General features: G+C 54.0%; 13 protein-coding genes and 1 pseudogene. 4 read left to right on the forward strand and 10 right to left on the reverse strand.

Annotated elements, in window-relative coordinates; translation table 11 throughout:
• Positions 1-19 precede the first annotated feature (19 nt).
• A complete protein-coding gene (locus NNN71_RS13180; protein ID WP_271458650.1) occupies positions 20-1,180 on the reverse strand; it encodes an RNA-guided endonuclease TnpB family protein in 1,161 nt (386 codons plus the stop codon).
• Between the two features lie 149 nt (positions 1,181-1,329).
• On the opposite strand from NNN71_RS13180, the gene dsdA reads away from it, so the two are divergent.
• The 3 genes from dsdA to NNN71_RS13195 all read left to right on the forward strand — a co-directional run bounded on the left by dsdA (position 1,330) and on the right by NNN71_RS13195 (position 5,420).
• Positions 1,330-2,652, forward strand: a complete 1,323-nt coding sequence (gene dsdA, locus NNN71_RS13185) for a D-serine ammonia-lyase (RefSeq protein ID WP_271458651.1) — start codon at positions 1,330-1,332, stop codon at positions 2,650-2,652.
• Between the two features lie 201 nt (positions 2,653-2,853).
• Entirely contained in the window at positions 2,854-4,125 is a 1,272-nt protein-coding gene (locus NNN71_RS13190; protein WP_271458652.1) for an MFS transporter, read from the forward strand.
• Positions 4,125-5,420, forward strand: a complete 1,296-nt coding sequence (locus tag NNN71_RS13195) for a BNR repeat-containing protein (protein WP_271458653.1) — start codon at positions 4,125-4,127, stop codon at positions 5,418-5,420. The genes NNN71_RS13190 and NNN71_RS13195 overlap by 1 nt, the downstream gene beginning before the upstream one ends.
• 45 nt (positions 5,421-5,465) lie before the next feature.
• Here NNN71_RS13195 and NNN71_RS13200 read toward each other — a convergent pair whose 3' ends face one another.
• The 9 genes from NNN71_RS13200 to NNN71_RS13240 form a co-directional block, all read right to left on the reverse strand.
• The gene (locus tag NNN71_RS13200) at positions 5,466-6,791 is read right to left on the reverse strand and encodes a PTS sugar transporter subunit IIC (RefSeq protein ID WP_065357367.1); all 1,326 of its coding nucleotides are present in this window, start codon (positions 6,789-6,791) and stop codon (positions 5,466-5,468) included.
• 1 nt (position 6,792) lies between these two features.
• Positions 6,793-8,181 carry a glycoside hydrolase family 1 protein gene (locus NNN71_RS13205; protein ID WP_223803630.1) on the reverse strand — a complete coding sequence of 463 codons (1,389 nt, stop codon included), beginning with the start codon at positions 8,179-8,181 and terminating at the stop codon, positions 6,793-6,795.
• 11 nt (positions 8,182-8,192) lie between these two features.
• Positions 8,193-8,507: a PTS sugar transporter subunit IIB gene (locus NNN71_RS13210; RefSeq protein WP_271458654.1), complete on the reverse strand. Its 315-nt coding sequence runs from the start codon at positions 8,505-8,507 to the stop codon at positions 8,193-8,195.
• A gap of 245 nt (positions 8,508-8,752) precedes the next feature.
• On the reverse strand, positions 8,753-9,565 hold the full coding sequence (locus NNN71_RS13215; protein WP_223803629.1) for a helix-turn-helix domain-containing protein: 813 nt from the start codon (positions 9,563-9,565) through the stop codon (positions 8,753-8,755).
• A gap of 108 nt (positions 9,566-9,673) precedes the next feature.
• Positions 9,674-10,795: an anaerobic sulfatase maturase gene (locus NNN71_RS13220; RefSeq protein WP_167574700.1), complete on the reverse strand. Its 1,122-nt coding sequence runs from the start codon at positions 10,793-10,795 to the stop codon at positions 9,674-9,676.
• Positions 10,792-11,154: a DUF202 domain-containing protein gene (locus NNN71_RS13225; protein WP_065357363.1), complete on the reverse strand. Its 363-nt coding sequence runs from the start codon at positions 11,152-11,154 to the stop codon at positions 10,792-10,794. The genes NNN71_RS13220 and NNN71_RS13225 overlap by 4 nt, the downstream gene beginning before the upstream one ends.
• On the reverse strand, positions 11,144-11,491 hold the full coding sequence (locus tag NNN71_RS13230; RefSeq protein WP_065357362.1) for a YidH family protein: 348 nt from the start codon (positions 11,489-11,491) through the stop codon (positions 11,144-11,146). Before NNN71_RS13230 ends, NNN71_RS13225 begins: the two co-directional genes overlap by 11 nt.
• Positions 11,492-11,593: 102 nt before the next feature.
• Positions 11,594-13,087, reverse strand: a complete 1,494-nt coding sequence (locus tag NNN71_RS13235; protein WP_271458655.1) for a sulfatase-like hydrolase/transferase — start codon at positions 13,085-13,087, stop codon at positions 11,594-11,596.
• The gene (locus tag NNN71_RS13240; protein WP_223803626.1) at positions 13,084-14,799 is read right to left on the reverse strand and encodes a solute:sodium symporter family transporter; all 1,716 of its coding nucleotides are present in this window, start codon (positions 14,797-14,799) and stop codon (positions 13,084-13,086) included. The genes NNN71_RS13235 and NNN71_RS13240 overlap by 4 nt, the downstream gene beginning before the upstream one ends.
• 172 nt (positions 14,800-14,971) lie before the next feature.
• Between NNN71_RS13240 and NNN71_RS13245 the strand changes: the two are divergent.
• Positions 14,972-15,257: pseudogene (locus NNN71_RS13245) on the forward strand (AraC family transcriptional regulator); the annotation flags it as partial.

The following is a 15,257-nucleotide window of genomic DNA, read 5'->3' on the forward strand; positions in this document are numbered from 1 at the left end:
CGGCGGGGCTTCCCACTTCTCAGGCTGCCACTGGCACAGAGCCAGACTTACGCAAGCCTCCATGGGCTTTGACGACGTGACCCGCCGCCATTAACTCTGTGATACCCTTGTGTTGGATGTTGATCGCCGCGTTTATATCGCGATCATGATTAGTATTACAGCCAGGGCATTTCCATTCCCGCACTTTCAGCGGCATTTCCGGCATTTTGTGACCGCAACAATGGCACGTTTTCGAGCTGGCGAACCACTGATCCAGTTTGACCAGGTGAACCCCTGCTGACTCCGCTTTGTAGGCGAGTTTTTTCACAAATTCAGACCATGCCGCATCCCCGATATGATGGGCGAGGCGACGGTTTTTCATCATGTTTACTGATTTCAGCGTTTCCACAATCACCGCTTGGTTTTCGTCGATAATTCGTCTGGAAAGTTTATGCTGGAAGTCAGCACGGCCATTGGCTACCCGTTCGTGTTGTGCGGCAAGGCATATGCGTGCTTTGCGGCGGTTTGCACTTCCTTGCTTCTTACGGGATAGCGCCTTGCTGTCACGGCGTAAGCGGCGATAGGCGTTGACCAAGTGGCGAGGGTTTAACACCTTGCCGCCGTCATTGCCGATCAAGTAATGTGACAATCCCAAATCATAACCCGTCACACGGGTGATGTAAGTCGGTTTTGCTGCCGCGTCCTGTCCATCGTCTGCGAGTATTGAGGCATAATATTTGCCCGCCGCGTTACGGGTGATCGTGACGCTGGAAATCTTGCCGACAATCTCACGGTGAATGTTCGCCCGGATAGGCTTTAATTTTGGCAACTGGATAGCGTCAGTTAATACTTTCCCGTTGGGATGGTAGCTGGATTGCTTGCCCTGTTTACTTTTGAAAGTAGGGAATCCAGCCCGCTTCTGAAAGAAGTTAGCAAAGGCTCTGTCCAGATTGATCACCGCTTGCTGTAGCGCCAGCGAGTCAAATTCTTTGAGCCAGCTATAACGGCGTGACTTCTTCACCACTGCCAGCAACGGCTTTATATCGCGTGTTGGCTTGAGTGAAACGCCGTGGCGCTGGTACATATGGCGGCTGATATGAAGAGCTTTATTGTACGTGAACCGAACCGCCCCGAACTGAGCATTCAGGAATGCGGCCTGTTCGCCGGTCGGGTAAATGCGGACTTTAGTCGCTCTTTTCATCTCAGCCCCCGTGCAGTACACTGGTTATTTATACACCATTATGCGCTACATTTTTTGATACCAGGCAAAAAATAGTTAGCGCCCCTTATATCCCCGTCCGATTGGACAAGGGTTTACAGGGCATTTGCTAAGCGCAAAAGAGACTGACTATGGAAAACATTCAAACACTTATCGCCCAGTATCCTTTAGTGGAAGACCTGGTCGCTCTCAAGGAGACGACCTGGTTTAACCCTGGCACCACCTCTCTTGCGGAAGGTTTACCGTACGTTGGCCTGACAGTGCACGATGTTCAGGATGCCCATGCTCGTCTGACGCGCTTCGCGCCGTATCTGGCGCAGGCATTCCCGGAAACCGCAGCCACCGACGGCATTATCGAATCCGAGCTGGCCGCTATCCCGGCGATGCAAAAGCAGCTGGTAAAAGAGTACGGGCAGCCTATCCGCGGAGAAATCCTGCTGAAGAAGGACAGCCATCTGCCGATTTCCGGATCAATTAAAGCGCGTGGCGGCATTTATGAAGTGCTGACCCACGCGGAAAAACTGGCGCTGGAAGCCGGTCTGCTGACCACACAGGACGATTACAGCATTCTGCTTGCACCTGAATTTAAACAGTTTTTCAGCCAGTACAGCATCGCGGTAGGCTCCACCGGCAACCTCGGGATGTCGATTGGCATTATGAGCGCCCGAATCGGCTTTAAGGTGACGGTGCATATGTCTGCCGACGCGCGCGCGTGGAAAAAAGCCAAACTGCGCAGTCACGGCGTGACGGTCGTGGAGTATGAAGAAGATTATGGCGTGGCGGTTGAACAGGGTCGTAAGGCGGCAGAATCCGATCCGAACTGTTTCTTTATCGATGATGAAAATTCCCGCACGCTGTTTTTAGGCTATGCGGTCGCGGGCCAGCGTCTGAAAGCGCAGTTTGCCCAGCAGGGGCGCGTGGTGGATGCCGACCATCCGCTGTTTGTGTACCTGCCGTGCGGCGTCGGCGGTGGTCCCGGCGGCGTGGCGTTTGGCCTGAAGCTGGCTTTTGGAGACAACGTGCACTGCTTCTTTGCCGAACCGACCCATTCCCCCTGCATGCTGCTGGGGATTTATACCGGGCTGCACGATACGATTTCCGTGCAGGACATCGGCATCGATAACCTGACGGCGGCGGATGGGCTGGCGGTGGGCCGCGCGTCCGGCTTTGTTGGCCGGGCGATGGAACGCCTGCTCGACGGTCTGTACACCCTCGACGATCAGACGATGTATGACATGCTGGGCTGGCTGGCGCAGGAAGAAGGGATTCGTCTTGAGCCGTCGGCGCTGGCCGGGATGGCCGGTCCGCAGCACGTTTGTGCCTCCACGGATTACCAGCAGATGCACGGCTTCAGCGCAGAGCAGCTCAATAACGCCACCCATCTGGTATGGGCGACCGGCGGCGGTATGGTGCCGGAAGCCGAAATGGCGCAGTACCTGGCGAAAGGGCGCTAAGCCGCGCTGACATCAAGCAGCATCGCCGTTATTGCGCGATGCTGCTTTATCACAATCGTGCCAGTTTCCCTGCCATTGTGGCATCTCAGGTCAAAGCGTATTGCCGCGCGTCACACTCCATTCTCCTGCTTCCCCCGGCATTAAAACGGCGTCGATATACTCCGGTCTACCTCGTACCTCTACGATAAACCGGAGAACACAATGCAACAGGCTGATAAATCTGTTGGCCGGGGCGGCTTCACCCTGCTCATCTGGGTGCTGCTTTTGCTTCTCGGCTGCGTGCTGTTTTTCTTTTCGCTCGATCGGCAAATTGTTTCCATCCTCAAAACCACGCTGATGCAGGAACTGGGGCTGGATAACAGCGATTATTCGGTGCTGATCAGCGCCTTTATGATCCCCTACACCTTCATGTATTTCTTCGTCGGCGGCATCGTCGACCGCTTCGGCAGCCGTTACGTGCTGTGCGCGCTGATGGTATTGATGTCGCTCGCCACGCTGATTACCGGCCTTTCCCACTCGATGATCGGTCTCATTACAGGCCGCGTTTTACTGGGGCTGGCGGAATCCGGGATTGTGCCCGCGCTGACGCTGGCGGTTTTCACCTGGTTTCGCGCCGAGCAGCGGGCGTTTGCCTTCCAGTTAACCAATATCATTCAGTCGCTGGGGTTGATCATCGCCCCGCCGTTCGTGGCATGGGTGACGCTGTCCACCGGCTGGCGTTGGGCGTTTTTTATTCCGGCAATGGCCGGCGTGGTGGTGGGCATTCTGTGGTTTATCTCCAGCCGCAAAACGCCGCCAGCGGCGGAAGATGTGGTGCAGGATACAGCTGCTGGCGTACCGCTGGTTGAGCGCTACAAAATGGTGCTCACCTCAAAGCCTATCTGGGCGCTGCTGATCGCGCGCCTGCTAACCGACCCGTTCTGGTTCTTCTACCAGTACTGGCAGGTGGGCTTTATGCAGGAGAAAATCGGCCTGACGCTGGCGGAAGTAGGCAAGCTGATGTGGCTGCCGCCGCTGGTTGCCGTGTTCGGTGTACTGGCGGTATGCTGGGCTTCAGACCGTCTCGTCGCACGCGGTATGGACGCCACTCGCGCCCGTTTAACCATCATCTGGTCGGTAACCTGCCTCGCGCCGCTGGTGTTCCTGCTGCCGTCCATCAGCAATGCCTGGGCCGCTGTCGCCATCATGACGGTGATTAATTTTATGTGTACCGCCTGGCTCAGCATGGCAACCATTATGATGGGTGGTCTGGCCCCGCGCGTAGCTATTGCCACCGCCATCGGCGTGATGAGCGCGCTGGGCGGCGTCACCTCGATTATCTTTAACGGCTTTGTCGGTTCCATCATCGACCACTTTGGCTACTCGATGCCGATTTACGCCGGTGCGACGCTGCATCCGATTGGCGCACTGGTGCTGGCCGCCTTTTTCTTACGTCGTAAAAAATCCTTTATTGCTCGTCCGGAGACTGTCTGATGACTGATATCGTTGTTGCGCCTGTGGCAGACGCCTGCGCAGATTTCACCGTACTCTATTGCCTGATAAACCACGAAAACCACCAGTTCGCCGCCTGGTATGACGCGGCTCACCGCATCACCGTCGGCCAGCGTCGTCTGCCCGATGGCCCGTGGCAGACATTTCAGCCACAAGGTTTCTGGTTGCCTGAGCGCGAACGTTACGCCCATATAACGGATTTCGACTCCCACAATTACCTGACGATGGCCGTCGATAGCGCCGGATATCTGCATCTTTCCGGCAATATGCATGTCGATCCGTTAATTTATTTCCGCAGCCGCCAGCCGCTGGATGTCACTACGCTGGAGTGCGTTCCGGCGATGACCGGCGAACGGGAAGCGCGCGCCACCTACCCGGTGTTCTTTAAGGACGTGCAGGGGCGGTTGCTGTTCCGCTACCGCGATGGCTGTAGCGGCAACGGCGACGATCTGTACAACATTTTTGACACTGAACGCCAGAAGTGGTCACGCCTGTTAGAAACGCCGCTGCTGAACGGTGAAGGGGAGCGCAACGGCTACGCCCGCCAGCCGCTGCTGGGGCCGGACGGCTACTGGCATATGGTGTGGATGTGGCGCGAAACGCCGCACTGCGAAACCAACAATAACCTCTCCTACGTGCGCAGCCGTGACCTGCAACGCTGGGAGAAATCAGACGGCACGCCGCTCGCGCTACCGATTGCCCGCCACCAGGGTGAAATTGTCGACGACGCCGGGATCGGCGGCGGGTTAATCAACATGGTGCAGGAGGTGGGTTTCGATAACGACGCCCGCCCGGTGCTGATTTACCATCGTTATGATGATCGGGGGCTATCACAGGCCTATCTGGCGCGCCCGGATGGCAAAGGCAATTGGCAAAAAGCGCAGGTCAGCCAGTGGGATTTTCGCTGGGACTTCAACGGCGGCGGATCTATCCCGCCAGATGTCACGCTCAGCGCGCCGCGGGCGATTGGCGACGGGAAGATAGAAGTGGAATGGACCTCGACGTGGGCCGGAAACGGCGTGTGGATTATTGATGACCGGACGCTAACCGTTGTGGCTACTCGCCCGCTCACGCCGCCGCTGCCAGCCGAACAATGGCAACCCCGGCAGAACGTTGCGCCACAGGCGGAAGTGCAACTGGTGGCCGCGCAGAACAGCGATTACAGCCCACAAAACCGCTATTGGTTGCGCTGGGAAGCGCTGCCTATTTTCCGCGACGTGCCGCACGAGGCGAAAACCGGATCCACGCAATTAGAAGTGATAGAAGTGCAGCTCTAAAAAAGCGCGCCAGCCGGGACAGTGGCTGGCGCGTATTCTTTCGCATCAGGCGTTGGCCAGCTGCTTCGCCTTCTCTTCTTCTTCCTGCTGAGCCTGCTGCGTTTCCAGCATTTTCTTCTCATACACCTTGAAGAACGGGTAGTAGATCGCCAGCGAAATAAAGAAACAGATAAACACCAACCCGCAGGCAATCAGGTTCCAGTTGGTGGTGATCAGCGCCCCCAGCGGGGCCGGAATGGTAAACGGCGGCTTGACCATCATGCGTGGGATCAGCCCACTGATGGTGAAGAGATATACCACCACCGTGTTGACCATTGGCGCCAGAATGAACGGCACAGCCAGAATCGGGTTCATGACGATCGGCGCGCCGAAAATCATCGGCTCATTGATGTTGAACAGGCCGGGAATGAATGACAGTTTTCCAAGTGATTTCAGATAGATAACTTTCGAGCGAATAAACAATACCACCAGCGCCAGCGTGGAGCCGGTACCGCCCATCTGCGCATACCACTGGAAGAACTGCTCGGTGAAGATATTCGGCAAGTCGTAAGCGCTGGTCCCAGCCTGGAACAGCTCCATATTCTGCACGATCGCCTGGTCCCACAGTGGGCGAATCAGCGGCCCCATCACCGCATGGCCGTGAATACCAAACACCCAGAACAGGTCGATAAAGAACTGTGTGACAATACCGCCGAACAGGTTAGTACCGGTCATAAAGCCCTTCAGCGGCATGATGATGTAGCTGATGATGGCGTTAATATCGATATTCAGGAAGTGTCGCGGTACCCAGAAAATCAGCACCACCGCCAGCGTCGGAAACAGCGCCGAGAAGGAGCTGGCCACCACCGGCGGCACGCCTGCCGGCATCTTAATTTCAATATTACGGACTTTAATAAAGCGATAGATTTCAATAGCAATCAGTGAGGAAATGATCGCCCCAAATAGCCCCTGCGAGCTGAGCGAGGCCACGGGAATATAGCGCCCGGATATCGCCTCACCGGCTACGGTGACACCCTCTTTAATATTCACCGGCACAATCATCAGCAGCGTAGCGAGCATCGCCAACAGTCCGCTGGTCACGTCGTTGAGTTTATAGCTTTTCCCCAAAAACGAACCGATGGTAAACGCGGCGTACAACGACATCAGGCCGACGGTAAAGCGGAAAGGGACGTCAAGAATATCGCGCCATGGCGCAATAAAATCCATGTATCCTTTAATCGGAATATTGAGCAGAATAACGAAAAATGACCCGACAATCGTCAGCGGTAAAATAGAGATTAAGCCGTTTCGAATCGCCTGCATGTGGCGCTGGTTGCCAATCGCATTGGCTACCGGCAACATTTTTTCAGCCAGCCGTTCAAAGAAAGACATGTTATTCCTCCTGGAAACCGTTATTGGCAATCACCGTGGCGAACCACTGCCCGGATTTTTTGAGCGACCGCTGCTGGGTCGCTAAATCAAGACGGTAGAATCCATAGCGATTTTTATAGGCGTTTTGCCACGACCAGCAGTCAATAAACGTCCACATGTGGTAACCCAGGCAGTTGCTGCCGTCGGCCATCGCCTGATGGAGATATCCCAGATGTTCTTTCAGGAATGCAATTCGGTAATCGTCCTGTACCTGCCCGTTCACCATAAATTGCTCTTCGTCCTGAATACCAATGCCATTTTCAGAGACGAACCACGGTAAATTGCCATAGCGTTCTTTCACCACCATGGCGATGTCATAAAGTGCCGCAGGGTAAATCTCAATACCGCGCGAGGTATTCATCCTGCGTCCCGGCATAATGTATTCTTCGAAGAAACGTTCCGGAACAAAACCGTGTGTTTCTGCCAGTGGCGTTTCACGTGCTTTTACACGGCGGGGACGGTAGTAATTGATGCCCAACAGATCGATACGCGTGTTGGCAATCAATGCGCAATCTTCCGCTAAATATTCCGGCAGTTGGTCATGTTCGCGCAAAATAGCCACCAGCTCTTCCGGATAGCGCCCCAGTAAAACAGGCTCGTTGATGCTGCGGGTATAAAAGAGATCGGCCATCGCTGCGGCCTGCAAATCTTCCGGTGAGTCGCTGCGCGGGTAGACCGGGATAACGTCCATAATAATGCCAATCTGCCCGGCCAGGCCCAGCTCGCGCCACGCCGCCACCGCTTTGCAGTGCGCCAGTACAATGTGGTGCAGCACCTGGGCCGCGCGGCGAAAATCCGTGACATAAGGATAATGGCGAGGGTGTAAATACCCGGCTTCCGCCGGAATTAACGGTTCATTGAAGGTAAACCAATAACGCACGCGATCGCCGAAGAGTTGATAGCAAATACGCGCATAACGGGCAAAGGCATCAATTACTTCACGATTTTCAAAACCGCCCTTTTCCTGCAGCGCCATTGGCATATCGAAGTGATAGAGATTAATAAAAGGCTCAATGCCTTGCGCGTGTAATTCATCAATCACCGCGTTATAAAACGCGACCGCCTGCTGATTCACCTCGCCGTCGCCATCGGGAATCAGACGTGACCAGGAAATAGAGGTGCGAAATGAGTTCAGGCCAATGTCTTTGGCACGTTGAATGTCTTCCCGATAATGCTGATAAAACGTCGAGGTATCATCCGTCGTGACGCCCTGAAAAAAACGTTCGTTAAAGTGGTGCGAAGCATAATCCCAGATATTATCGCCTTTGCCGTCGCCGGAAATACGGCCTTCAGACTGGGTCGCGCTGGTCGCCGTCCCCCACCAGAAATTATCAGGAAAACGATATTCCATAGTCGCGGTCCTTATTGTGCTTTGGCTAATAAAGACAGCGCATGATCCAGAACTTTATCGCCCTGCATCGAGCCATATTGCATCATATCAATGGCAGCCACCGGTACCCCTTGCGGCTCAGCGGCGGCAGATAAACGCTGAAGCTGGAATTTCACCTGCGGGCCTAACAAAATAACGTCGGCATCCTCAATAATTTGATCGAATTCAGAAACCGGGACGGCGGTAATGTCCACATCAATATCGCGACTGGCGGCAGATTGTTTCATTCTTTCTACTAACATACTGGTCGACATGCCCGCAGCGCAGCATAAAAAGATCTTTTTCATCATTTTCCCCTGGCGTTATATGCGTGGTATTCCGCAAAAATGCGGCCAAATATATTCTGCGTAGTCGGCCAGGAGGCGGCAAGTGAAGGCAGGCACAAAACCGATTTATATCGCTGGTACTTTTGTTGTTTGAAATGAGAGAAAAGATAATTTACCGCTCATAAACAGCAAGATAGGAATGTTACTTTTATTTTCTGTCGTGTTATTTTTATTCGTTTTTATGCGTTACCTCCCACTCTGGTCAGCTAGCGGCATTGATTCGGCGAAACACCAAACTGACGACGAAAGGCACGAGAAAAGTAGCTCACGTCGCCAAATCCACAACGCGCGGCAATCTCGTTCACCGAGTCACTGGTAAAACGCAGCTGATAGCGTGATTGCAGCAGCCGCAGGCGGGCGAGATACTGTTGTGGTGAAACACCGGTGTAGTCGCTAAAACCGCGCTGTAAGGTGCGCCTGGAGAGACTGAACGTCTGGCACAACGCGTCCAGATCGAGCGGTTGCTGCCATTGACCGTTCAAGTGAATCAACACCTGGCTGATGCGGTCTGCGCTGGAATGAAACTCCTGCGTTTTGTAGCGCCAGAGGTTTAGCGTGTGCAGCACTTCGAGAAAAATCATCTCCTTGTGGCTTTCAGCCAGTATTGGGTCGCTAAATTCCTCTGCCTTATGGCTGGCCAGACGGTCAAATACGCGCTGCATAATGCCGATGTCCAGTTGCCAGACGTTGCTTTCCCCCTCCTGCGGCAACAGATAATCGATATGCTTGATAAAGTTGAAGCTGTCGCGCCCCAGATAAAGCAGGTTGACCTGCTGCAAATCCTTCATCTCTTCGAACAGGTGATAGTCCTGACGATTCAGGTAACACAGCGTGCCGCTGCTCAGGAGGTAGGGTTTTTCATTGATGACGTGAATTCCGCTACCGCTACCCACCAGAAACAGTTCGCAGTATTCATGGCTATGCTCGTGGCTGATGCTTTTCTCCGGATGCCAGAAATGAAAGACCACGCTCTCCTGCGGATGGCGAAAGTGGGTATCACGGGGTAGCACAAGCGACATAGACACTCCTGGCGGTTTTTCACTCAGAGTGATAGTGATACCAGAATGACCAAAAGGTACCTTGACCTGTTTGCCACCCGGTAACGGCAATTGGCAAACAGAGAAAGCTTATCGGCTCTGATTTAACATCACCATTAATTCCATCGGCGAGCGGCGCTGTTTAAGCAAGTCGCGCATGGCCTTCATATGCGGCGCGCTATGGGTGAAGAAATGACGATAGCCCGCGCAAAGCGCGCTTTTGCCGTCAGATATACGATGTTTGGGGCAGTCGCCCTGGCAAAAACGCAGCACTGAACACTGGCGGCACGACGCCGTTAACCCACGCTGCTTTTGCTGACCAAAGTCGTCTACTTCCGGCCTGGCGTTCAGAGTTTGTAGCGTCTGCTGGTGAATATTGCCCAGAAGGTATTCGGGGGAAACGTAGTGATCGCACTGGTAGAGATCGCCGTTAGCCTCCAGCGCAAAAGCGTGGCCGCAGGTTTCGCTGAACGCGCACATTTGCGATGGATAACCGCTCCACACGCCGAGCGTCGAATCAAACAACTGGATATACACTCGACCAATATCTTCACGTACCCAGAGATCGAATACACCGGTCAGAAAGACGCCCCATTCCTCCGCGCTAACCGATTCCGCAGTGAGTTTGCCGGACTCATCGCACTCCACCAGCGGAATAAATTGTACGAACGGCGTGCCGAGCTCGCGCAGATAGCGGTACAGGCGCTGTGGTTGCTGGCTATTGAGGCTGTTAACTACCACCAGCAGGTTAAACTCAACGCGATATTGCACTAGCATATCAATGGCTTTCACCACTTTGTGATGGGAGGGCTTACCGCTGCGGTTGACGCGGAAGGCGTCGTGGAGATCGGCGGGACCGTCCAGCGAAATCCCAACCAGCCAACCGTTTTCACTAAAAAAACGACACCATGCATCGTTGAGCAGCAGGCCGTTGGTCTGGAACGCATTGTGGATCTGCTTACCGTTGGCATATTGCTTTTGTAGCGCCAGCGCGCGCTGGAAAAATGCCAGCCCGCACAGCGTGGGCTCCCCGCCCTGCCAGGCAAAGATCACCTCCGGCCCCGGCTGCGCCGCGATGTGCTGGCTGATAAAACGCTCCAGCGTGGCGTCATCCATCATCGGTTGTTGCGGTTTTTCAATGTAGAAGCAGTAGCGGCAGTTGAGGTTACAGCGAGAGCTGGCCGGTTTGGCCATTACCTGACATCCTGTCATGTAAAATCCCTGATAAAAATAATAAGTTGGCGAATATGAGTAACAGCAAACAATATTGCGAGTGATAACACCGCGAGGGAGATCAAAAATTTGTCACGCACCACCCGCGGCTGCGCAAAATCGTTCTGTGTGACATCCATGATGTTGCGGTTACGGGTGTACTGCCAGAGGATAAGCGCGACGATCGCCAGCACGACGATTGAAATCCAGAACAGCATACCGGCCTGATGCCAATTGTGCTTCAGGGCCAGCGCCATCAGCGCGCCATAGCCCAACAGCGTGCGAAACCAGGCCAGCGAGGTGCGTTCGGGCTGTAGCCCCGGATCCGCCTGACGACGGGCTTTACGGCTATCCGGCATACAACACCAGCAGCATGACGACCGCCGCCACAAAGACCAGCATCATGCTGATCACCAGCAAACTGCGGGTATAGGGCAAATCTTCCTTCAGGCGCATCGCCTTTTCATTGCGCAGCCAGCGTAAATAACCATAGATAGCCAGGCCGCCGGCAAACAGGCACAGCATCAGGGCCAGCGCCTCACGAATGGCGGGTGTGGCGAAGTCTGGCGCCAACTGGTCAAGCCCGACGCCCGCGGCGAGAAAACCCAGCGAGGTGCGGATCCAGGCAAGAAAGGTGCGTTCGTTAGCCAGCGAGAAGCGGTAGTCGGGCGCTTCTCCGAGGCGGGAAATTTTCATGACGGTTCCTTGTGATCGCAATAGTCAGCGGCATAACCTTAACGCAATTGGTGCTACTATGCCGCTGAGTTTGTCATCAATATGCTGATAATACAGCCATAATCAAAATTTCTGCTTTTTCTCCTCCACCTTCACTCCCTGTGTTCGCAAGCCGGTATCGTAATCGCGTACCACCGGCGAATAACCATCTTTCGGGCGCGGACGAAACGCGCCCATCCACCGCGGCTGCGCATTCGCTCGCCAGGGTCGCAGGCTCCACTGGTAGGTTCGGAACGGATCGCGAATTTTATCCATATAGTCCAGCAGGGCATCGTGCAAAACATCGCGTACCTGCGCATGCTGCGGGTCATTAATCAGGTTATGCATCTCATGCGGATCAGTGTGCCGGTCGTAGAGCTCGTCGCTGGTAAACAAGTTGAGCACTAGCTTGTAGTGGTCCGTTACCCAACAGCGCACCGGGATGAAGCCGCCAAAGCTGTCATGCTCAATCTCATAGCGGTTAAATTCAACCATCACCCCGCGATCGAGTACGGCATCCAGCACATTATCGCCGGGCAAGATCTCCGGTTTTTCAATACCCGCCAGCGCCATCATCGTCGGTAGTAGGTCAATGTGGCTTACCGGTGCATCCACCTGCGCACGCTCTCCGTGGGGCGAACGCATAATCAGTGGAATTCGTGTGATGTCGTCGTACATCGCAGCGCCTTTGCTGATCAGCCTATGTGCGCCCATCATCTCGCCATGATCGGAGGTATAGATAACCCAAGTGTTGTCCCGCTGCTCGGGCGTCAGCGCATTGATTACCCGACCAATCTGATCGTCAACAAAGTCGTTGCAGGCGAAATACATCGGATGATGGTAGAGGCCATCTTGCCCAACCGGTGACGGCATGGCCTCCGCCCACAGGCGGTGGTGCTGCGGCTTGTCCGCTAAATTATCTTGCGCTTTGTCACCCAGATCGTAGTAAAAATCCTGATACTTTTGCAGGTACTCTACCGGGCAGGTAAACGGGTGATGCGGCTCATCGTACGAGATGACCATCAGAAACGGTTCATCACATTGCGGGGCTTTCGCAAGATAATCCACCGCGCGCTCGCTGATACGATGCGCCCAGGTGAAGGTTTCATCAATACCGTGCTGCTGTAAGTCCTCCACGCTATTCAAGCCATTACGCCACAGGCCAATCTGTTCTTTGCTAAGCTCGCTGAGGTAATTCGCGCCGTCGTACCAGTAGTCCGCATCCCACTCCGGTGGACATTCGCCGGTGCCAAAATAGTCATGACCATCCAGATGCCATTTGCCGATATAGCAGGTGCGGTAGCCTGCGTCCTTAAAATAGCGGCCCATGGTGGAGATATTTTTTCCTGGCGCGACGTTATTAGTCCACGGCCCGGACTGATTGGCGTAAATGCCAGTAAACAGCCCAGCTCGGGCGGGCGTGCACACAGGGCTACAGGTATATGCGGAATTAAAGCGAATACCTTCCGCAGCCAGCGCATCAATATTATTGGTATTCAATGGCTTGCCACTATAGCAGCCCACCATATTGGTGGCCTGTGTATCGGTCATAATGAACAGGAAATTGGGACGGCTCATGGTTTTTCCTTAACGTCGGCAGAACAAAACACCGGGAGGGAAAGACGCTCCCGTCGGTGGCAATAAATCAGGTACAGCACAACAGCGGCGGCGATCCCATAGCTGATGATCGCCAGCCAACGAGAGCTATAGCCGCCAAACGTCGCCAGCCCGGCGTAGACGCCGATCATCGCGAAAAGAATACCAATGGAGGCAATCTTCACGTGTTTATAGGGCGTCATGTCGACGGCGAACGCGTCCTGGAACTTAAACGGCGTTGCCCGCGGCCAGATGGCGCCGATAATCAGCATCACCACTACGTTGATGCAGAAGGTGCATGCAAGCACGTAGAGGAAATGAAAATTGAAGTGCACCAGATAGTTAATGGTGATGTAGCTGACGATGCCCAGGCCCATTGCCACTTTGGCGGCAATCGCCGGAATGCGCGGGAAGAAAAAGCCCATGATGATGATGGTCACCAGCGGCACGTTGTAAATGCCGTTCAGCTGCTTCATCCAGCTGTACAGCCCCTGCGGCGCGTTGGCTATCCACGGCGCGACCAGCATTGAGATCACCGCCACAATAAGGCCAAAACGGCGGCCAACCTTCACCAGACTTTCGGGGGAAGCCTGTTCGTTGATGACCCGACGATAGATTCCCATGCTGAAGAGCGTCGAGGCGCTGTTAAGGAAGCCGCAAAATGCGCTGATAATCGCGCCGAATAGCACCGCGCTAAAGAAGCCGATCAGCGGTAGCGGCATCACCTTATTAACCAGCGCGGGGTAGGCCATGTCAGCCTTTGGTAAATCCTGAAAAAGATGGAAAGCGATAACGCCGGGCAGCACCAGAATCAACGGATCGAGCATTTTTAATACCGCCGTCAACAGCGCGCCTTTTTGCCCTTCCGCGAGGCTTTTTGAGGCCAGCGTCCGCTGAACGATGCCCTGGTTAGTACACCAGTAGAAGGTATTTACCAGGATTAGCCCGGTGAAGGCAGCACCGATGGGGAGCGGGTCGGCGTTGGTGCCCACTGAGTTAAGCATATGACTATGGTCGCTGGTGAGTCGCGCAATGCCCTGCGCAAAGCTCCCGTGCCCCATGGCAAGCAGGCCAAAATAAGGCACCATCAGACCGCCAATCACCAGGCCAATACCGTTAATCACATCGGCCACCGCGATAGCGCGCATCCCGCCAACCACCGCGTACAGAATGCCGCAAATCCCCAGCACAATCACCATTGCCCAAATGGCCATACCCTCTGAAATCCCAAATGTTTCAGTCACGTGGAACATTCTTTCAAATGCCAGTGCGCCGGAGTAAAGGATGATCGGCAAAAAGCAGATTCCGGTGGCAATCAGGAAACAGAAATCGATGATGATACGGGTCGTCTTGTCGTAGCGTTCTTCCAGGAAATCGGGGATCGTCGCAATGCCGCGCTGTAAATAGCGCGGCAGGAAAATCAGCGCCAGAAAAATCAGTGTGACGGCGGAGGTCACTTCCCAGCCCATTACCGACATTCCACTCTTGTAGGCCTGGCCGGTCAGGCCAACCAGCTGCTCGGTGGAGAGGTTAGTCAGCATCAGCGATGCAGCGATAACCGGCGCTTTAAGCGAGCGCCCAGCCAGAAAATACCCCTGCTGCGATCCCGTATCAACTTTGTGGACTTTCCACCAGGTAATTACCGCCACCAGCAGGGTAAATCCAATAAAACTCACTATTTGTATCGTATTCATCTTGCAGCCCTTTTGATTATATCCCGGCGCTAACAAGGTCAGAGGAATAGCGCGTTTTCGGGTTAAGGCGATGAAAATCATAAAACACAAAGCAATGTATCCCTGAGCAATAAAAATTTTGCTAGATTTAGCATTTCAGGTTGAGAGCATCATTCGCCGAAGAGAAAATAAAATGAATGGAAAAATACTTAATTCGCATGTAAAAAACGAAACTACGTATAATATTCCGTTAGTTCTGGATGAAAATGTGATCTCAAGCGGAATTTCCCTGCTCTCGCTATGGCATACGTTGGCTGATGAAAGCTACCGTGTGAGCTGGCCACGGGATAAGAAAAAACCGCTGATTGCCAACTCCTGGGTTGCTATCTATACCTTACAGGGCTGCGGTAAGATTTATCTGAGAAACGATACAGAAATTACTTTAAATGGAAACTGTATTATTTTTCTGAGACCTATTG

The organism is Kluyvera sp. Awk 3 (assembly GCF_028069715.1).
In the GTDB taxonomy this organism is placed as follows: Bacteria; Pseudomonadota; Gammaproteobacteria; order Enterobacterales; family Enterobacteriaceae; genus Kluyvera; species Kluyvera georgiana_A.